General features: G+C 62.0%; 15 protein-coding genes. 3 read left to right on the forward strand and 12 right to left on the reverse strand.

The window, feature by feature from the left end; translation table 11 throughout:
- The first annotated feature begins 144 nt into the window (after nucleotides 1-144).
- Nucleotides 145-1,425 (forward strand): MFS transporter, encoded by a 1,281-nt coding sequence (locus VMP31_RS17650; RefSeq protein ID WP_325509012.1) that lies wholly within the window; start codon nucleotides 145-147, stop codon nucleotides 1,423-1,425.
- A 115-nt stretch (nucleotides 1,426-1,540) separates the two neighbouring features.
- Nucleotides 1,541-3,814 (forward strand): glucosylglycerol-phosphate synthase, encoded by a 2,274-nt coding sequence (gene ggpS, locus VMP31_RS17655; protein WP_325509013.1) that lies wholly within the window; start codon nucleotides 1,541-1,543, stop codon nucleotides 3,812-3,814.
- Between the two features lie 471 nt (nucleotides 3,815-4,285).
- Here ggpS and VMP31_RS17660 read toward each other — a convergent pair whose 3' ends face one another.
- The 3 genes from VMP31_RS17660 to VMP31_RS17670 form a co-directional block, all read right to left on the reverse strand.
- Nucleotides 4,286-4,705 carry a VOC family protein gene (locus VMP31_RS17660; protein WP_325509014.1) on the reverse strand — a complete coding sequence of 140 codons (420 nt, stop codon included), beginning with the start codon at nucleotides 4,703-4,705 and terminating at the stop codon, nucleotides 4,286-4,288.
- 11 nt (nucleotides 4,706-4,716) lie between these two features.
- Nucleotides 4,717-5,142: a YciI family protein gene (locus VMP31_RS17665; protein WP_325509015.1), complete on the reverse strand. Its 426-nt coding sequence runs from the start codon at nucleotides 5,140-5,142 to the stop codon at nucleotides 4,717-4,719.
- Nucleotides 5,143-5,280: 138 nt separating this feature from the next.
- Entirely contained in the window at nucleotides 5,281-6,024 is a 744-nt protein-coding gene (locus tag VMP31_RS17670; RefSeq protein ID WP_325509016.1) for an alpha/beta hydrolase, read from the reverse strand.
- A 219-nt stretch (nucleotides 6,025-6,243) separates the two neighbouring features.
- Between VMP31_RS17670 and VMP31_RS17675 the strand changes: the two genes are divergently transcribed.
- Entirely contained in the window at nucleotides 6,244-6,723 is a 480-nt protein-coding gene (locus VMP31_RS17675; RefSeq protein ID WP_325509017.1) for a VOC family protein, read from the forward strand.
- A 257-nt stretch (nucleotides 6,724-6,980) separates the two neighbouring features.
- Here VMP31_RS17675 and VMP31_RS17680 read toward each other — a convergent pair whose 3' ends face one another.
- From VMP31_RS17680 to malF, 9 genes are all read right to left on the reverse strand, one after another.
- On the reverse strand, nucleotides 6,981-8,924 hold the full coding sequence (locus VMP31_RS17680; RefSeq protein WP_325509018.1) for a hypothetical protein: 1,944 nt from the start codon (nucleotides 8,922-8,924) through the stop codon (nucleotides 6,981-6,983).
- A 1-nt stretch (nucleotide 8,925) separates the two neighbouring features.
- The gene (locus tag VMP31_RS17685; protein ID WP_325509019.1) at nucleotides 8,926-9,696 is read right to left on the reverse strand and encodes a PP2C family serine/threonine-protein phosphatase; all 771 of its coding nucleotides are present in this window, start codon (nucleotides 9,694-9,696) and stop codon (nucleotides 8,926-8,928) included.
- Nucleotides 9,681-10,340 (reverse strand): vWA domain-containing protein, encoded by a 660-nt coding sequence (locus VMP31_RS17690; RefSeq protein WP_325509020.1) that lies wholly within the window; start codon nucleotides 10,338-10,340, stop codon nucleotides 9,681-9,683. Before VMP31_RS17690 ends, VMP31_RS17685 begins: the two co-directional genes overlap by 16 nt.
- 530 nt (nucleotides 10,341-10,870) lie before the next feature.
- Entirely contained in the window at nucleotides 10,871-11,506 is a 636-nt protein-coding gene (locus VMP31_RS17695) for a glutathione S-transferase (RefSeq protein WP_325509021.1), read from the reverse strand.
- A gap of 107 nt (nucleotides 11,507-11,613) precedes the next feature.
- Nucleotides 11,614-12,729, reverse strand: coding sequence for a maltose/maltodextrin ABC transporter ATP-binding protein MalK (gene malK / locus VMP31_RS17700; protein ID WP_325509022.1), 1,116 nt, complete (start codon nucleotides 12,727-12,729; stop codon nucleotides 11,614-11,616).
- Between the two features lie 149 nt (nucleotides 12,730-12,878).
- Nucleotides 12,879-14,507, reverse strand: coding sequence for an alpha-glucosidase (locus VMP31_RS17705; protein WP_325509023.1), 1,629 nt, complete (start codon nucleotides 14,505-14,507; stop codon nucleotides 12,879-12,881).
- Nucleotides 14,508-14,735: 228 nt separating this feature from the next.
- Nucleotides 14,736-17,480 (reverse strand): HTH-type transcriptional regulator MalT, encoded by a 2,745-nt coding sequence (gene malT / locus VMP31_RS17710; RefSeq protein WP_325509024.1) that lies wholly within the window; start codon nucleotides 17,478-17,480, stop codon nucleotides 14,736-14,738.
- Between the two features lie 239 nt (nucleotides 17,481-17,719).
- On the reverse strand, nucleotides 17,720-18,610 hold the full coding sequence (gene malG, locus VMP31_RS17715) for a maltose ABC transporter permease MalG (protein ID WP_325509025.1): 891 nt from the start codon (nucleotides 18,608-18,610) through the stop codon (nucleotides 17,720-17,722).
- 11 nt (nucleotides 18,611-18,621) lie between these two features.
- Entirely contained in the window at nucleotides 18,622-20,145 is a 1,524-nt protein-coding gene (gene malF / locus VMP31_RS17720; RefSeq protein ID WP_325509026.1) for a maltose ABC transporter permease MalF, read from the reverse strand.
- Between the last annotated feature and the right edge of the window lie 30 nt (nucleotides 20,146-20,175).

A 20,175-nucleotide genomic window follows, 5' to 3' on the forward strand; every position in this document is an offset into this window, starting at 1 on the left:
GCAAAGCCAACGACTTAAAATATTCAAAGACCGTTTATCTATAAAAATAATCCTTTAATAACAATAACTTAATTAGTTACCTGGCTAAGCATTGGCACCCTTCATGCTTGCACTCAACGGCATTGTCCCCTAGGGTAGGTCGCCATGTGGTCCCTGATTGCCCCTATCAGCTCGTTGCTCGGTGGGGTTGCTTTACTCCTCCTCGGCAATGGTCTGCTCAACACCCTACTGACCCTGCGTGGCGTCGCCGAAGGCTACTCCACCGGGATGCTCGGACTGATTATGTCCGGGTACTTTGTCGGCTTTCTCCTTGGCACCTGGCTAGCGATTCCGCTGGTCCGCCGCGTTGGGCATATCCGTGCGTTTGCCTTTTGCGCCGCCCTCGCCGCCATCACCGCCCTGCTCCATGTACTGATCGTCGACCCCTGGGTCTGGCTGGGCCTGCGCGTGCTCTACGGCCTGGCGCTGGTCAGCCTGTATATGGTGATCGAGAGCTGGCTTAACGCCCAGGTGCCCAATGACAAACGCGGTCAGGTGTTTGCCGTGTATATGGCGGTCAACCTCGGCGCGCTGGCCGCCGCGCAGCAGCTGCTCAATCTGGCCTCCCCGAGCGACTTCGTGTTGTTCGTGCTGGCCGCCATGCTGATCAGCGCGGCCTTGATGCCCATCACCCTGACCCGCCAGGTGCAGCCCAGCGTGCCGGACACCCTGCACACCAACCTGCGCCAGATCGCCGGTATCGCGCCGTTGGCGCTGGCCGCAGCAGGTTTATCCGGTCTGGCTCTCGGCGCGTTCTGGGGCATGGCCCCGGTGTACGCCAGCCTGAACGGCTTCGACGCCACCGGCGTGGGTTTGCTGATGAGTAGCGCGATTCTTGGCGGCGCGTTGTTGCAATGGCCGATTGGCATCTACTCGGATAAACACGACCGCCGCCAGGTGCTGTTCTGGGTAGTCGCGCTGTCAGTAGTGGTCGCCGTGCTGATGAGCCTGCTGCCTGCCGGCCGCCTGCTGCTGGGGCTGATGTTTATCTGGGGAGGCTTGGCCTTTGCCATCTACCCCATCGCCGTGGCGCAGTTGATCGACCAGCTACACAGCGATGAAATTCTCGCCGGCTCCAGCAGTCTACTGATGGTTAATGGTATCGGTTCGGTATGCGGCCCACTGCTCGCCGGCCTGCTGATGCAGCACCTTGGAGCCCAGGCGCTACCACTGTATTTCGCCGTCACCCTAGGCCTGCTCGCGGCGTACACGCTGTACCGCCTGCGCCATGTCAGCGACCTGGTCAGCGCGCCTGCCGGGCACTTTATGCCCATGCTGCGCACCAGCCATACGGTGCTGGAGCTGATGCCCGACACGCCGCCCAGCGACCCCGAACAGCAATCCATGCCTCCAACTGAAGAGGAACCAGAGGCAAAAACCCCGTAGCCATGCGCTGTACTCACGCCCCGCCTGTGAGCACAGCACATGCCTGCCCTTTACCAGCACGTCGGCCCATGTCGGCGCGTCACTGCACCCACTTAACTGGACAGGAAGACAGCGCATGTTACTTGCCACCGATCTCGATGGAACCTTTCTCGGCGGCGATCCCAAGGATCGCCTGAGCCTCTATCAGACCATCGCCGCCCACCCGGAAATCCGCCTGGCTTATGTCACCGGCCGCAGCCTGGAGTCGGTGCTGCCACTGCTGGCAGACCCAACCCTGCCGCAACCGGATTACATCATCTCCGACGTCGGTGCCAGCCTGGTGCATGGCGACAGCCTGCAATCGATTCAGCCGCTGCAAAATGCGGTGGACGCCCTCTGGCCCGGCGAAAGCCAGGTCGCCAGCGCCATCGAGCGTTTTGCCCTGGAGCGCCAGGACGTACCGCAGGTACGCCGCTGCTCCTACTTCTGCAGCCCGGAAGAGGCGGCCAACCCAGCCCTGCTGGAAGCGGCGGACGCCCTGGGTTGCGACCTGCTCTACTCGGCCGAACGCTACCTGGATTTGCTGCCCAGGGGCGTGAACAAGGGCAGCAGCCTGCAAGCGCTGGTCGACTGGCTGGAACTGGACAACGACCAGGTGCTGACCGCCGGCGATACCCTCAACGACCTCTCCATGCTCAGTGGCCAGTTCAAGGGCGTTTGCGTGGGCTCCTCTGAAGAGGGCCTGCTGCAGGCCACCCGCCAGCACTCGCGGGTATTCCATGCCGAGCGCGCTGGTTGCGGCGGCATTCTCGAAGCCTTTGTGCACTTCGGCTTTCTCGGCAAGCAGGGTATCGCCGCCGAAGGCAAGCAAGTCGCCGAGCCGGGCAAGGCCGACCTGGTGATGGTTTACCACCGCCTGCCCTATGAGGAATTCCGCGGTGCCGACGGCAAGCTGCAGCGCCGCCGCCCGACCTCGCCCAACGGCATTATCCCGACCCTGCTGAGCTTTTTCGGCGATGGCCGTTCCGGGTCCTGGATCGCCTGGGCCGAGCATGACGAAAACAGCGGCGAAGCCTTCGACACCCACACCACGGTGGATGCCGAACGCTACCCCAAACTGACCGCCGCGCGGGTGGCGCTGAGCAAGGAAGAAGTCGACATCTTCTACAAGCGCTTCTCCAAGGAAGCCTTCTGGCCGACCCTGCACACCTTCTGGGAGCGCGCGCAGTTTCGCGAGGACGACTGGCAGGTATTCCTCAAGGTCAACCGCGCCTTTGCCGAGCGCACCGCCCTGGAAGCCGCCGAAGGGGCCATCGTCTGGCTGCACGACTACAACCTGTGGATGGTGCCCGGTTACCTGCGCGAACTGCGCCCGGACCTGCGCATCGCCTTCTTCCACCACACCTACTTCCCCTCGGCGGATGTGTTCAACGTGCTGCCCTGGCGCCGGCAGATCATCGGCAGCCTGCTGCAATGCGACTACATCGGTTTCCATATCCCGCGCCAGGTGGAAAACTTCGTCGATGCCGCCCGCGGCGTGATGCCGTTGCAGACCATCAGCCGGCAGAACTGCGCACCGCGCTTTATCACCTATGGCTGCGCCGTGGGCCTGGAGCGCATGACCACCGCCGTGGACACCGGCAGCCGCGTGGTCAAGCTCGGTGCCCATCCGGTGGGCCTGGATATCGAGCGGGTGCGCAACGCCCTGGCTGCGCCGAAGATCAAGGAAATGATGGAGCGCCTGCGCGCCGAACTGAGCGGCGTCAGGTTGATTCTCTCGGTGGAACGCCTCGACTACACCAAGGGCATCCTGGAAAAACTCAACGCCTACGAACGCCTGCTGGAAGAAAACCCCGAGCTGCTGGGCAAGGTCACCCTGGTCACCGTCTGCGTGCCGGCAGCCAAGGAAATGACCATCTATGACGAACTGCAAGGGCAGATCGAACAAGCCGTGGGCCGTATTAACGGCCGCTTCGCGCGCATCGGCTGGACGCCGCTGCAGTTCTTCTTCCGCAGCCTGCCGTTCGAGGAAGTCAGCGCCTGGTACGCCATGGCCGACGTAATGTGGATCACCCCGCTGCGCGACGGCCTCAACCTGGTGGCCAAGGAATTCGTTGCCGCCCAAGGCCTGCTCGGAGGCAGCGGCGTGCTGGTGCTATCGGAATTCGCCGGGGCCGCCGCCGAACTCAAGGGTGCCCTGCTGACCAACCCCCACGACCCCATGGACATGGCCCAGACCTGCTACCTGGCCCTGAACATGCCCAGGGACGAGGCCCAGGCGCGCCTGCGCGAGCTGTTCGATATCGTCAGTTACAACGATATCCGCCGCTGGGGCGACGAGTTCCTCGCCGGGGTCAACGAACTGGGCGAGGACCGGCTGGAACAGGCCCTGGGCCTGGCCAATATGTAGGGTTTCAGGAAGGCTATATACCCGTTACGTGTTGAAGCCTGTGAACCGCAAGATGATGTCTAGAGTGCGCTGACTCGTAGGGTGGGTCGGGCCGCGCAGGTTAGCGACGCCCCAACACCGTCCGAAAATCCACCCGCGAAAGTGGCGCGGCGCGTAACCCACCAGCCAATGCAACGCGTTGCGCCGATGGTGGGTTACGCCGCGTGCCGGGTGATGTGATGCTTGGCAATCCCCACATGCGGCTAACCCACCCTACGAAGGCTGCTTGCAACAAGTAATTGGGACATAGCCTTCAGGAAGGCGTGACGGCCCGCCGTTGTAGGGTGCGCCGTGCGCACCAAGTACCCGCAGTTTTTGACTAGTAGCCGCCTGCACCATAGGAGCGGCGCAGCTTTGCGTATTTTCTGTTTCGACGCGGCATGCCCGCCCAGAAAAGCAGCGGGCACCTCTATCGGCGCAGCCTAGGGGCACTTAGCCCATCTGGCTGTCCACCTCGCAGTTGATCATCCAGGACACCCCGAAACGATCAGTGAACATGGCGAAAAGCGTGGCCCAGAAGGTCTGCTGCAGCTCCATCTGCACCGAGCCGCCAGCCGATAGCGCGGCATACAACCGCTCAGCCTCGGGGACGTTGCCCACCTGCAGGGAAATCGAGCAGCCCTTGATCCCTTCATGGGGGTGCATCGGCAAGCTGTCGGAGGCCATCAGCAACTGGTCGTCCACCTTCAGGCAGGCATGCATGATGCGCTGCTGGTATTCGGCTGGAGCTTCCATATCCTCCGGGCTGTCGGCGTAGCGCATCATTTCCAGGGTGCCGCCCAGGCACTCGGCGTAGTAATTGAAAGCGGCCTCACATTGGCCGTCGAACATCAGATAGGCATGAATCTTCATCGCAACTCTCCTTAGTTTTCGCTGCTAATGCGCGCACGAATACGTTCTTCCTGCTCGCGCAATTCGGGGGTGAATTCGGTACCGAAGTCCTCGGCCTCGAAGATCTGCCGGATCTCGATTTCCGAGTCGCCGGGCATGGGATTGGGGCAGCGCCTGACCCACTCGATGCAGGCCTCAAGCGACGCTACCTGAAAGATCCAGAAGCCGGCGATCAGCTCCTTGGTCTCAATAAAAGGGCCATCGACCACCGTGCGCTGGTTGCCGGAGAACTTCACCCGCGCGCCCTTGGCGCTGGGCTGCAGCCCTTCGCCGGCGAGCATCACGCCGACCTCCACCAGTTCCTCGTTGTAACGGCCCATGGCCGCCAGCAACTCTTCGCTGGGCATCACCCCGGCTTCTGAATCCGCAGTGGCCTTGACTATCACCATAAAACGCATCGCCTTTCTCCTTGTTCGGCTCGAAAAACCGCAAGCAGGGTGCGCTATGCGCCCTACTGCAGACAGCGAACCCGTGGCAGGGTTCTAAACCATAGTCGAGCGAGCGACGGAGGAATCGACAGTCGTCGGAAAAATCTTTCAGGCGAGTTGCAGTGCGGCTTTTAGCGCAGAGAGAAAAGACCCAGGTTGCTCCAGCATCATCAGATGGCCAGCGTCGGCGATCAGCGTATGGCTGACGGCGGCCTGCTCAGCCCATTGCGGTACATGCCAGCCGGCGCGCGAACGCACCCCGGCCAGCAAGTGCACGGGATGACTGACGAAGACCCGGCGCAGGGCAGCCTGATAGCTCGCCGGTGCGGTCAGCTCGACCACCGAGCGCGCCATGGCCTGCAGCGTGCTGGCCGGCTGCTGGGCCAGCCAATGCTCGGCAATCGCCAGGCTGCGAGCATCGGCGTTGACCCCAGCGCGCTCCAGCCAGGCGGCCGGCTCGGCGCGATAACCCTCGAGCATGACGCAGGCTTCGGCCGCCGGCATACGCGCCACCGCAGCCGACCAGAAGGCATCGTCGAGACTGAAGTTACCCTCCACGCTGACCAGGCTGCGCACCTGCTGGCCATGGGCCTGGGCGAACAGCATCGCAACCACCCCACCCACCGAATGGCCAACCAGATGCACCGCCTCGCCGGGGAAATGCCGCTCGATCAGCCGCTGCAGATGCTCCACCTGCGCCGGCAGATCGATAGCCTCAGGCGGCACCTCGCGCTGCGTACCATAACCGAGCAGATCGGGGGCCAGCGCCCGCCCCGGGGCGAAGGCGGCGGTTATATCGGGTAGCTGTAGCGTGCCGATCAGACCGTGGATAAAGACGACGGGGCTAGACATTAGAGAATCCTTTCAGGGCCAGCAGACGAAATAGCGAGCTTACATCCGCAGCCTGCCAGCAGGACACAGAACGCGCACCCAGAATATGCCACGCGGCAGGCGAGACGCTCAGCAGTTAACCCCCATTAATACTGCTGAGCGGCGGCCGCGGAGATCAGCCTCCGCTCCACTCTACCCAGGGCTAAACTCCGAAGTCAGCCCCACTCGTGGAGACTCAGGATGACCAGCAAAAACACGATCTGCCTCTGGTATGACAGCAGCGCACTGGAGGCGGCGACCTTCTATGCAGAGACCTTCCCGGACAGCACAGTGGTGGCCGTCCACCACGCCCCTGGCGACTACCCCGCCGGCAAGCAGGGCGATGTACTGACGGTCGAATTCAGGCTAATGGGCATCCCCTGCCTCGGCCTGAACGGAGGCCCTGCGTTCCAACACAACGAGGCGTTCTCGTTCCAGGTCGCGACCGATGATCAGGCCGAAACGGACCGCTTGTGGGGCGCAATCATCGACAATGGCGGCCAGGCAAGCGCATGTGGCTGGTGCAAGGACAAGTGGGGAATCTCGTGGCAGATCACCCCACGTATCCTGACCGCCGCCATAACCAGCCCAGATCGAGCGGCAGCCAAGCGTGCGTTCGAGGCCATGATGGACATGACCAAGATCGACATTGCAAAGATCGAGGCGGCGCTAAAGCCCTGAACGCCGATGCTTGGAGCCATATGTGCGGGTACGTCGAAAGGCTGACCCGGGCCCGTTCCGGGTGCTTGCAGGTCGGTGACTGGCGAGCCGTTTTGGCCCTTCGTGACGGGTAGAAAGGGGCCAAAAGCAGCCAGTCGTATCTGGTGGTTTCCGGCCAATCGGGTATGACCAACGTTGTTAAAACTAGCCACTGTCCATGGCTACCAGATTCTTTCTCAGGAATTCCAAAAAAGCCCTTACTTGTTTCCGCGTTGTGATTAAAGGGCTCTTAGATCCATTTCGGCCTGCGCCTTTCTGTTAAAGGCAACTTGTAGGCGCTCATTGTGGCGACGCTGTGTGTTGTCGACCCGCGACTTGACGCTCTGGAGCTTGTGCAGCCCGTCTCGCATCTTGCGCTCGATGTCCTGTCGGATCGAAACGTACTTCTGCTGGATCTTGCGCCGGTCCACATCGGTCACGCCGTGAGCTGGATTGAACTTGAAGACCCGCTCTTTCTCCTTGCGCCAGTCGACCAGGGTACGGGTGAGCACTTCGCCGAAGCCGCGAATCTTAATTATCCGGTTCCACTCAATGTCGGCAGCCGTCTCGATGCCGAAGCTGCGCAGGGTCGTCAGTTTCGTCTGCCCTATGCCATTAAGCTTGGCCTTGTCGATGTAATACTTATCGAGAAACTCATTTAGCTGGCGCTGGTGCGCCTGCTTCGGCAAGTCAACCAATGCTCTTTGCTCTTCGGCGGCTACACCATCGAAGCGATTCTTGAGTTTGCCCACCTCTGCGATTATGTGACGCGCCTCTGTAATGCCTGCCTCACGCTCCATTTGCTCGATGATGTTTTTCAGTTCGGCTTCAGCAGCGGAAAGCTCCTGGCGGCGTCGCCGGCGTTCGGCATTTACGGCTTCCTCCCCAAAGTTTGCGATCTGGTAAAGCAGGAACCCGCCAATTATCAGCCATAGCATAATGAGCTTCGGTGCCTCATCCGCAATGGCAAAGAACGCAAAAACCACCCCAGCATAGCCGATCCACTTCAGCGGCTTCTCGATAGCACCCGGGGGCGAAGCTGCGGGTGTAAGCGTTCGCGCATGAGCCGGCGGCGAGAAGATTGACGCTGGAAGCTGTACCGCCTGGATAGCAGCCCAGAGCTTGTTCATATCGCCGGTGAAGATCGGTATCGGACCTCCTGCGGTTACAGCGACGGTGAAGTAGATGACGCCCTGAGTATCAAGGGAACACCAGGGGCAGGTATGTAGATCCTTGTAGTAGTGATGTTGCTTATGGCTAGAACAGACCTTTAGGTTATCTTTGAGATGGTCCATGGCATCGACCCACTCTTTGGCGGTGGGACGACGAGCATTTCGGCCTTCCTCTGTGAAGGCAATATCGAACATCTTAGCGATGCCAGGCGGGACGATGGACAGCGGGATCGATCGCGGTGGCGGTAGCAGGTGGCGATTGTTGGCGCTGGGGGAGTAAGCAAAGCGCAGTTGCTTGATGCTGTCCTCAAGTGAGTCCCCCACACCGTTCTTCTGCGGAACGCCAGCGAACGGGTGACGGCCGCCGAATAAAATATGGAAGATCAGCAGAGCCAGGCCGAAGCAGTCATGGTTCGGCGAACGGACCACGCCCTTGAACGATGAGATGCCCTGTAACTCCGGCGGAGTGAAGTGCGCGACCCCGACTTCACATAAGTGCTTGTGACCTAGGAAATCGATTTGATAGGAGTCACAGTCGATCAGCACCACCTTGCTCTTCGCACTGACGAACGCGTTCCCTTGGTTTACGTCACCTAGGACATGACCGTGTTCGTGAACAGAGTGGAAGGCTGCAGCGAGGTTTCGTGCAACGTAGACTAGGAAGTTCCAGCCCCACTCGGGGTGGTCCTGACGCCTGTGGGCCGGACTATAGACCTCGTGTAGCGGTGTCATACCCGCCACCTTGGGCATGAGAAAACCCGCGACCTTACCGCTCTTCTGCTCGGTCAAGACCTGCATCGGCCAAGTAGCAAAGTTCAGAAGTTTGGCATTACCGCATTTCACCATCTCCCGGATCTTGTTTTGCTTCGAAGTATCCGGCGCTTGGTGGTAGATCTTAGCTACCACATCATTACGGCTGGTTACCTCGAATACCGATCCTTCACCACCTTCCCCTAGCTTGGTGCCAAGGCGTAGCGAGTTTCCTTGAGAGTCTACAACTACTGGAACCATCTCATCCCCGCCAGACAGCAACAACCATCGACTTGTCGTCGTCTGTCCTCATGTTGACTTGCTCGCTGCTGAGGAACCGGACTAGCGCTGGTTCAAGCTGGGATCGTTTGGCCTCATCCATCGTGGTCAACACCCCGAAAAAAGGTGCAAAGAAGGGTTCATGAGGCTTCTGATCAACTAGGTTGATGGCCAGTCGCTGAACCCCATCTGAGAAAACGGCTGCACGCTCAACATGGCCTACAAATGGCTTAGTTTCGAGATGATCAATGGCATCTTCATCAGTCACGAAGTAGGTCATGTTTGCATACTCACCGCCCATAGGGGAGATTGCCAACTCCAGTCCGTTGCCGATATCCAGGACGATGCCGCCGTCACCGATCTGGAAGGTCAGTGTGCCCAAGTCAGAACTGATCAGGCCGAGAAAGGTGCAAGCAAAGTCGCGGGCAGTCTTTCCTTCAGCTGCCGCAGCCGAGTAGATTCGCTCGCGAATGGTCTTAATGAACTCCACGGCTAGAAGGTCGGACAGACCGAACTCTGGCTCATGCATCAGAGTGTCGAAATAGGCCTGCGCCGCTTCGATAGCCATCTCCGCACCTTGCTCGGCGCACTCTGCACTGCCAGCCCCATCGGCCACGAATATTGCCAACCAGGGGCGGGAGTCCTGGTAATTTATGGAGGCAACACATCGATCCTGACAAGGCATATCTGCCTCGATGTGGGACGTGCCTGCTACAGAGGCGCTGACATGTTCCCAGCTCAAACGGAGGCCCACCCGGCCGGTGAGGTCAGAGGCACCTCAGTGCCAGGAGTGGACTGAGAAACGGACTTCATGGAGGCGGACAGCCACTTGAACAAGTCGCGAAACTTTAGGCCCTGCAACTGGAGAGGTTCGCGAACGCTGATTTGGCTTAGAATCTCAATGTTCGCACCCTGTACGCCTACAGCGAAGAAAGCGAACTTTTTGTTTTCCTCACCATCGCGCACACGCTGGGCCGCGGAATGCCACTCATCGGTGGGGCCGCCGTCAGTGATCAGGAACACCCATGGGCGATAAAACGGAACACCGTTGGCACGGTACTCAGACTTACGCTGCTCGATCATGTCTAGGCCCACTCGGATGGCCTCGCCCATTGGGGTCTGGCCCTGAGCATGCAGGGACGGTGCGTTGAAAGCGCCGGCGGCGGTAAAGGGGGTCACCATCTGTACCGGGCCGAAAGTCACGATGCCGACCTCAACGCGCTTCATGGCCAAACTGTCGACAGCCAGCTCATCCTGGAACTGCTGCAGGCCAGCATTTAGTTCATTAATGGGCTGTCCATTCATGGACCCCGAGACATCGAGCAACAGAAGGCAGGGAACGCGGGGCTCCGCGTTCATGGCGAAATCGTTGACATTGAAATCCAGTTGGTCAGTCATGGCTCTCTCCTTGGAAAATCCGGGGAGCACCTATCAAGCGCTCCCTGCTCAGCTGATCGCGGATGGTAGTCATAAATAGAGCGCACGTACATTTCAAATGACTGCCCTACTAGAATTCAGCTCTAAAGGCTGTGGCCATTCATTAAGTGGTTTTTTGGGGGGGGTACGGTAGTAAGCACAGACGCCGTAATTAATGTTTGAGTCGGCCTTAGTTTTTTAGATATGTGTGACAGACCGCTTTTGGCCGATTCTGTTGAAAAAGTCGGTTTCAGAGAGAACTACTTTTCGGGGGCTCAAAAACGCTCGGTTTCGGCGTTGCTACGTGAAAACCAAGACAGCTCCGTCTTCTGCGCGAACCAGATTTCAACGTCGCTAACGCTCTTTCATGGGCAAAAGTCGCGACGGGACTTTTTCAACAGAATCGGCCGCTTTCTGCCTGGCGAGCTCAGCGCAATCTTCAGCGCCCAACCAGATTGGTTCCCGGTAGCTGCCACCCCCAACAGCAAGCAGCACCTCATCCATCGCGCCGATCAGGCCGAGGCGCTGCAGGTGCCGATACCGTGGGGCGCGGCGCGAAAGGACGGCAGGCGTTCGGCGCGTGCCGAGAGCTCGGCCAACGCCGGATACTGCACCGGTTCGATCAGCTCGGGCAGCATCTGCACTGCGAACTGCCAAGCCACCGCGGTGGTCAATACTGCCTGGTCGATAGTCGCCTCGTTCAACTCAGGCACCCGCCCCGCCCACTCATCCTGCAGCGCCTGGCAAGCCGCCCGCAGCTGGCCGACCACCCGATCCAGCCAGGGCTGGTGCAATTTTTCCTGCGGTCGCAGATTGTGCTCGTAAACCACCTGCACGCTTTTCTCACAGGCGGCCAGCGCCAGGCCGATGATGCGCAGCGTTCGCACTCTGTCCGCCAGCCCACTTGGCATCAGGCTTCGGGGAGCGGCCAGGGTTTCGGCGTAGTCGAGAATCAACCCGGAGTCCATCAGCACGGTGCCGTCGTCGCAGATCAGCGTCGGTGCCTTGACCAGCGGGTTGATCCGCTGGAACTCGGCGAAGGTGCTGAACACCGAGAGCGCCCGATGCTCGAAGCGCAGTTCAAGCAACTGCAGGGAGATCGCCACACGGCGGACGTAGGGTGAGTCGAGCATTCCGATCAATTGCATGGTGGCTCCTTGCGCACAAGAGGGTAGCGCCGCAGCTTACCCCGTAGGGCACGCCGCGCGCACCACTGCTCCTGGCCCTGGCACACGCGGTCTCCACGCCCCTGGTCTCAGCCGTAGATCGCCGGCTCGCGGTAGTGCCTTGGGCAGGCCTGGCCGTTGGCGCGGAACAGGTGGCATTTGCTGGCCATCAGGCCGGCGGCGAAGGTCTGCCCGACCGCGACCCGCAGGTTGCCGTCGCCGCGGACCGTGACCATCTCATCGACCCCTTCCAGGGTCAGGTAGATCAGGTTGTGGTCGCCCAGGCGCTCGGCCACGGCGACCTCGCCGTGGAAGGCAAAATCGGCCTGTTCGGGGGCGACGAAGTGCTCCGGGCGCACGCCCAGGGTCATCTCCTCGCCGACTTCCACGGCGCTGCCGTCGACCAGTACCGGCATGCGGTAGCCGCCGGGCATCTCGATCTCCACCGCCTCGCTGCTGGCACTGAGAGCCCTGACCTTGAGGAAGTTCATCTGCGGCGAGCCGAGGAAGCCGGCGACGAACTGGCTCTGCGGATAATGGTAGAGCTGCAGCGGCTGGCCGATCTGGACGATCTCTCCGGCGTTGAGCACGACGATCTTGTCGGCCATGGTCATGGCTTCGACCTGATCGTGGGTGACGTAGACCATGGTGGCCTTGAGGCGCTGGTGCAGGCGCGAGATCTCGATGCGCATCTGCACCCGCAGGGAGGCATCGAGGTTCGACAGCGGCTCGTCGAACAGGAACACCTTGGGCTCGCGCACCAGGGTGCGGCCGATGGCCACTCGCTGACGCTGGCCACCGGAGAGGTCCTTGGGCCGGCGTTCGAGCAACTGGTCGAGCTGCAGGATGCGCGACACCTCGTCGACCTTGCGCTGAATCACGCCCTTGTCGACCTTGGCCAGCTTGAGGCCGAAGGCCATGTTTTCGGCGACCGTCATATGCGGGTAGAGGGCATAGGACTGGAACACCATGCCCACCGACCGGTCCATCGGCGGCAGCTCGTTGACCCGTTGGCCGTCGATCAGCAGGTCGCCGGAACTGATGTCCTCCAGGCCCGCGATCAGCCGCAGCAGGGTCGACTTGCCGCAACCGGAAGGACCGACAAAGACCACGAACTCGCCGTCCTCGATGTCCAGATTGATATCGCGGGTAATCGCGGTGCCGTCGTAGCTCTTGCAGATATTGCGCAGGGTGAGACTAGCCATATGATTTCTCTCGAACAGGGCCCGGCCGAATCGCTTCGGCCAGACCGGAACCCTTTATAAACGTGCTGGAGCCAGCTTGCTGGCGATCTGTCGTTCTGATCGCCAGCCAGGACTAGGCGTCCCCCTGGCTCCTACATACATAGCCGCCATCACCCCAGCAGGCGGGCGAAACCGAAACCGTGAGCCGGCAAGTTTACCCAGCTGCCGAGAAACTCGGCAGCGCTGGCCGGCACCCCTTCCAGGGGTTCGACCATCAACGGCAGGTCGTAACGGCGCGGCGCGGCACTCATATTGAACAGACACAGCCAGGCTTGCTCACCCAGCCGGCGCTCGAACACCAGCAGGCCGTCATCGTGATAGCGCATGGTGATCGAGCCTTCGGTCAACAGCGGCTGCTGCTGACGCCAGGCGAGAAACTGCCGGTAGCTGTTGAGCATCGACTGCGCATCCTGCTCCTGCACATCCACCGCCAGCGCTCGATGACTCTCGGCCAGCGGCAACCAGGGCTGCTGCGCGGAGAAGCCGGCATAGTCGCCCTCACGGGTCCAGGGCATCGGCGTGCGGCAGCCATCGCGGCCCTTGAAGTCCGGCCAGAAGCGGATGCCATAGGGGTCGACCAGGTCCTCATAGGCCAGCTCGGCTTCGCCCAGGCCCAGCTCCTCGCCCTGGTACAGGCAGACGCTGCCGCGTAGCGACAGCAGCAAGGCCATCAGCATGCGCGCGCGCGCCTGGCTTTCCTCGCCGGCCAGCGCCCAGCGGCTGATTACCCGCACCACGTCGTGGTTGCCCACCGACCAGCAAGGCCAGCCGTCGCCCAGCTCGCGCTCGATATTCTCCACCGTGTGGCGGATAAACGCCGGGCTGCACTGGGCGGTCAGCAGGTCAAAGGAATAAGCCATATGCAGGGTGTTGCCGCCGCCGGTGTAGGCGGCCATGGTGCGCAGGGAATTGTCGCAGCCGATCTCCGCCACCGTGGCCGTGCCCGGATATGCCTCCATCAGCGCACGCAGGCGGCGCAGAAAGGAGAGGTTTTCCGGCTGGGTCTTGTCGTACAGATGGCGCTGGTAGGCGTAGGGGTTGTCGGCGCGCACACCGATGCCGCCTTCGCGGATATCCGGGTTCGGCGGATTGCTGCGCAGCTGCTGGTCATGGAAGTAGAAGTTGGCTGCATCCAGGCGAAAGCCATCGACCCCCAGTTCGAGCCAGAAGCGCATATCGTCGAGCAACTGCTGCTGCACCGCCTCGCAATGAAAGTTCAGGTCCGGCTGGCTGGCCAGGAAGTTGTGCAGGTAGTACTGCTTGCGCCGGCCGTCCCAGCTCCAGGCGGAACCGCCGAACACCGACAGCCAGTTGTTCGGCGGCGTGCCGTCCGGGTTGGGCTCGGCCCAGACAAACCAGTCGGCCTTGGCGTTGTTGCGGCTGCTACGGCTCTCCTTGAACCACTCATGCTGATCCGAGCAGTGGTTGAGCACCTGATCGATGATGATGCGCAGGCCGCGCTCGTGGGCGGCGGCGACCAGCGTCTGGAAGTCCTGCAGAGTGCCGAACAGCGGATCGACCCCGCGGTAGTCGCTGACGTCGTAGCCAAAATCCTTCATCGGCGAGGTGAAGAACGGCGACAGCCAGATGGCATCGACATTCAGGCTGGCGATGTAATCGAGCTTGAGCAACACACCGGGCAGATCGCCGACACCGTCGTCGTTGCTGTCGTAGAAACTGCGCGGGTAAACCTGATAGATGACGCCACCGCGCCACCAGTCCTTGCGGATAACAGCCATACATCAAAGCCTTATATGTTCGTAATGACGGCTTCACTCTAGGCAAGCAGGACTTCCGTCACATCCTCCCCGCCGGGCTTTTCACGGGCGTAGCTTGCGGACGCCGAGGGGGAGGAGTTTTTGCCCCGTAGGGTGCGCGCCCCGATGGGAAAATTGCGGTGGGTCCAGAACCCTCATCCGAACGCGGCCCGCCCCAACCCCTCTCCCGGAGGGAGAGGGGTGCCTCTATTACTCGCCCTGAATCTTGCTCAACAAACTGCGCGCCAGCTGCACCGCCTCGCTGCGCTGGGTGATGGCAAGCTTCTGGTAGAGGCTGCGGATATGGGTCTTGATGGTGGTTGGGGCGACGTTGAGGTGCTCGGAGATCTGCTCGTTGGACAGCCCGGCGTGGATCAGGCTGAGCACCTGCCATTCGCGCCGGGTCAGCGGTGAATGGCGGATCAGCTCCGGCACGTCGGGGCGGTTGATGATGTCCTGGATCACCGCCTCGTCGAGGGTGATGCGGATCGCCCGGCTGAAGTCGCGCTGCTGCTGGGCCAGCTGGATCAAGCGGTCGGCGCGCTGGCTTTCCAGCTCGTCGAGCTGGCGTTCGTGCTGCAGGCCCTTGAGCATCGCGATCAGCGGTTTGCCGATGCGCAGGAAGCTGCCTATCACCCCGGTGCTGCTGGCCAGGCGCAGAGCCTGGTGCAGATGGTCGAGGGCCGCCTGGCGCTCTTCGCGCTGCCAGAACAGCTGGGCCTGGAGGATATGGTTGCGGTTCTGGTCCATCACCAGCTGATGGCGTTCGGCATCCACCTGCAACTGGCGCAGGATCGGCAGCGCACGCTCGCCCTGGTTCAACGCCAGGTAGGCGCGCACATGGTTGCGCGCATTGCCCTGGGCGAAGTGGTTGGCCCCAGGTTTGAGCGGCGGCGCGGTGCTCAGCCACTGCTGGATGCTGTCCTTGTCCTGGGTCGAGTCCCAGTAGGTGAGCATCACCGCATGGGCATTGGCCAGCCAGTCGATATGGTAGTTGTCGCCGGCCAGCAGACTCTGGATCTTGCCGATATAGTCGGCGCACACGCTCTGCTGGCCACGGGCGTGGGCGACCCGAGCGAGCAGCACATAGCACTGCAGAAACCAGTGATCGCCCACCGCATCGAGAATCTCCAGGCCCTGCAGGGCGCACTGCTCCACCGCATCCAGATGGTGCCATTCGAGCAACACCTGGCCACGTACGCGGTGGATAAATTCCATGATCGGGGTCACCGGCAGCTGTTCCTGCTCGATGTACTGCAGCGCCCGTTCCTGCAGGTTGTAGGCCTTCTGCAGATGGCCCTGGGCGATGGCGATTTCCGACAACTGGCCAAGACACCACAGCACCGGGTGAGTGGCATCGATCTGCTGCGCGCGGCGTACGGTTTCCTCGTGTTGCTGCTGAGCCTGCTGCAATTCACCCTGGACGAAATGCACCTCGGCCAGTACCGACATCGCCGCCACCCGCGAGGTGCGCATGGTCAGCGGCTCGAAGGCCAGGGAGTCACGGGCGAAGGCCACGGCCTGCTGCAGGTCGCCCTGATTGATCGCCACCTGGGCACGCACGGCCTTGAAATCGGCTTCGATGCGCTGCCACTGCCCCGGGGTGTGCAGGCCCTTCTGCGCCGCTTCGCCGGCCTGCAGCCAACGCTCGACCTGGTCGCTCTGGTACTGGTTCTGCGAGGCCCAGGCCTGCAACAGGGTGAACAGCGGCGACTCGGCGATGGCGCTTTCCGGCAACACCGCCAGGCAGCGTTGCAGCAGGGCCAGGCGGCCCTGGCGATAGAACTGGCGACCGTGGCTCTGCAGCACCTGGGTGATGCGCTGCGGATCATGGGCGAGTACCGCATGGCGCGCCGCCTCCTCCGGCATCTTCTCTTCCAGCAGCGCCTCGGCGGCGCGCAGGTGCAGTTCGGCGACCCGCTGCGGCTGGTGGGTGCTCAGCTCGTTCTGCAGAAAGCAGGCGAATAGCGGATGGTAGGCGAACCACTGGCGCAGGCTGTCGACAGGCTGGATAAACAGGCCGGCACGTTCCAGTGCCTCAAGCATCTCGCGGCCGTTACAGCTCTCGGTCAGACGGTCGGCCAGGGCCGCGCTAAAGCGCTCGAGCAGGCAGGTGGCCTGGAGGAATTCCTGGGTCGGCGCGTCCAGCCCGTCGAGCACCTGTTCGCGCAGGTAATCGCGGATATAGGGATGACCAAGCTGCAGGCTTTCGAGAAACAGGTCCATGCCGCGCCCGGTCTGCACCTCCTGCTGGGCCAGTTGCAGGGCGCAGGGCCAGCCGCCGATACGCCGGTTGAGGCGCTCGACCTGCTCGCGGTTGATCGCAATCGGCAGGCCCAGCGCCAGCAGTTGCTGCACCTCGTCGTGCTCGAAAGCCAGCAGGCCGGCATCCAGCGCCAGCAGCTGACGCTTGACCCGCAGTTCGGCGACGCCGAGCTCCGGCAGACCGCGGCTGCACACCAGCAGGGTCAGCCACGCCGGGCTGTTGCGCAGGAAGAAGCGCAGCGCGGCGATCAGCTCGGGGTTGTGCAGCACCTCGAACTCGTCAAGCACCAGCAGCAGCGGCGAGTGCTCGGCCGGCAACTCGGCGAGCAGGCAGGTAAGCAGGCCGTCGAGGTCCTCCTCGCCCCGCTCGGCACGGGCCAGGCTTTGCGCACAACCGCCGTCGAGGCGGGCATGCAGGGCGTTGAGCAGGTAGCGGCCGAACTGCCGCGGATTGTTGTCCTTGTCATCCAGGTTGACCCAGGCCACCACACCGGCAAAGGCCGCTGCCCACTGGCTGGCCAGCACCGTCTTGCCGAAACCGCTGGGGGCCTGCAGCACGGCCAGGCGAACCTGGGGCAGGCGTTGCAGCCACTCGTCGAAACGCGGCCGGGTGAGCAGCCCGGGATGCAGGGCCGGCGCACAGAGCTTGGCCGGAATCAGCGGCAGTGGTTGAGCTAATGCAGCATTCATACAATCACTCCCGTTAATTGTCGTTGTATCGGGTAGTGCGAAATCTTACCTGAGGTCGAGCGCAGCGGCAGCGCCGCTCGGGATGCGCCGCGGTATGAACTGTAGGAGCGGGCCATGCCCGCGAAAGCTCGACGGCTTCGCGGGCATGGGACTGGGCGTCGCCCCCGCCCCTACATAGAGATCAGCGAACGTAGGATGGGTGAAAACCCATCAATCGCGGTGATGGATTTTCACCCATCCTACCCCTTCACTCCGCCCGCAGTCAGGCCACCGACTATCCACTTCTGGCAATAGAGGAACACCGCGGTGATCGGCAGGCCGGAGAGCACGGCGGCGGCGGCGAAGTCGCCCCACAGGTAGTTCTGCTCGTAGAGGTACTGCTGGGCACCCACCGACAGGGTCAGTTTGTCCACGTCCATCAGCAATACCGAGGCAATCGGGTATTCGGTGATGCTGGTGATAAAGGCGAGGATAAACACCACGGCGAGGATCGGCACGCTCATCGGCAGGAGGATATGCACGAAGGCTTGCCAGGTGGTCGCGCCGTCGACGATGGCGGCCTCCTCCAATGAGGCGTCGATGCTCTCGAAGTAGCCCTTGATGGTCCAGATATGCAGGGCCATGCCGCCCAGCGAGGCGACTATCACCGCGCCATGGCTGTTCACCCCGAGCCAGCCGGCATGCTTGCCGAGCTGGTCGAACAGGGCATAGATGGCCACCAGCGACAGCACCGGCGGGAACATCTGGAAGATCAGCATGCCCTTGAGGATCGGCCCCTTGCCGGCGAAGCGCATGCGCGCGAAGGCGTAGGCGCTGGTGGTCGACAACATCAGGATCAGCAGCGAGCTGATCAGGGCGATCTTCAGCGAGTTCCACAGCCAGGTCAGCACCGGGAACGGCGGGTTGAGCACCGTGCCGTTGTCCAGGGTGTAGGGAATGCCCAGGGCCAGCGACCAGTGTTCCAGGGTTGGCTGGTCCGGCAGCAGGCTGCCGGTGGCGAAGTTGCCCTCGCGGAAGCTGATCGACACCACCATCAGCAGCGGAAACACGATCAGGGCGATAAACCCGAGCAGCCCGGCGTGGGTCAGCCAGAGGCGGTATTTCACGGATTGCGGTTGCACCATGGCCATGGCGGGCCTCCTCAGACTTTGACTTTCGAGAGTTTCAGGTTGAGCCAGGCCATACCGCCGACCACCAGGAAGATCAGGGTGGCGATGGCCGCCGCCAGGGCGAAGTTCTGCCCGGAGTCCTGGAACGCGATGCGGTAGGTGTAGCTCACCAGCAGGTCGGTGGTGCCGGCTGGGGTGGTCGCGCCGATGATGTCCGGACCGCCGCGGGTCAGCAGGGTAATCAGCACGAAGTTGTTGAAGTTGAAGGCGAAGCTGGCGATCAGCAGCGGTGCCAGCGGCTTGATCAGCAGCGGCAGGGTGATCTTCAGCAGGTTGTCCAGGGGCGTCGCGCCATCCATCGCCGAGGCTTCGTAGAGGTCGCGCGGAATCGCCTGCAACAGGCCCATGCTCAGCAGCAGCATGTAGGGATAACCGAGCCAGGTGTTGACGATCAGGATCATGCTGCGCGCCAGGGTCGGGTCACTGAACCAGTCCGGACGCACGCCGAACAGGCTGTCGAGCAGCAGGTTGATCTCGCCGAAGTTCTGGTTGAACAGGCCGCGAAATACCAGGATCGAGATAAAGGCCGGCACCGCATAGGGCAGGATCAGCATGACCCGGTAGAACGCCTTGCCGCGCACCAGGTCCCACTGCAGCAGGCTGGCCAGCACCAGACCCAGCGCCAGGGTAAAGAGCACGGTGAGGCCGGCGAAGGCCACGGTCCAGACGAAGATTTCGAGGAAAGGGTCGCGGATGCTCGGCTCGCTCAGCACCCGGGCGAAGTTGCTCCAGCCGGCATACACGGTGAAACCGGGAGCCACCTTGTTGCCGTGGCTGTCGATATAGAAGCCGCTGCCCTGATCGGCCTCCAGGCGCTCATTGCTGCGGGTATTGAGCAGGTCGCCGTTTTCCAGCAAACGGTACAGCGGCTTGACCGCCGCCACCTCGCGCAGACCATAGAGGCGCAGCAGCTCGCCCTGGGTGCCGCGCAGCACCCACTGTTCCAGTTCGGCGCGGCGCTGGATCACCTCGCGCAGCGGCAGGGCTTCGGCCAGGCTCACGGCGCTGTCCGGCAGCAGCTCCAGTGGTTCGCTGAGCAGCGGATCGCCCTGCAGCGGCGGCGAAACAAACACGCCCTGCTCGCCCTGGTCCACGCGCAGACGCAGTGCGCCGTCCTGATCAGGGTGTAGGCTGAAGGCAAAGCGCTCGCCGGCCAGGTAAGTCTGCTTCAGGTGATAACGCTGCACCTGCTCGAAACTCAGCAAATTGGTCGCGCTGTAGTTGGTAAAGCCGATGCCCACCGTGTACAGCAGCGGAAAGATCACAAACACCAGCATGCCCGCCACCGCCGGGTAGATATAACGGTGGGCATAGGCCTTCTTGCTGATAAACACGTAACTGGCGATACCCGTCACCACCAACCCGAGCAAGGCGAAGGCGACCTGCTGCTGGGCGTAAAGCGCCACCACCAGGTACAGCGCCAGGGCGTTGAACAGGCCCCAGACAGACCAGCGCAGGGGCTGACGCAGGTAGGCAAAAGCGGATGGTCGGGTCATGGCAGGGCTGACCGGAGCAATTGAAAATTC

This window comes from Pseudomonas sp., assembly GCF_035512415.1.
Lineage (GTDB): Bacteria > Pseudomonadota > Gammaproteobacteria > Pseudomonadales > Pseudomonadaceae > Aquipseudomonas.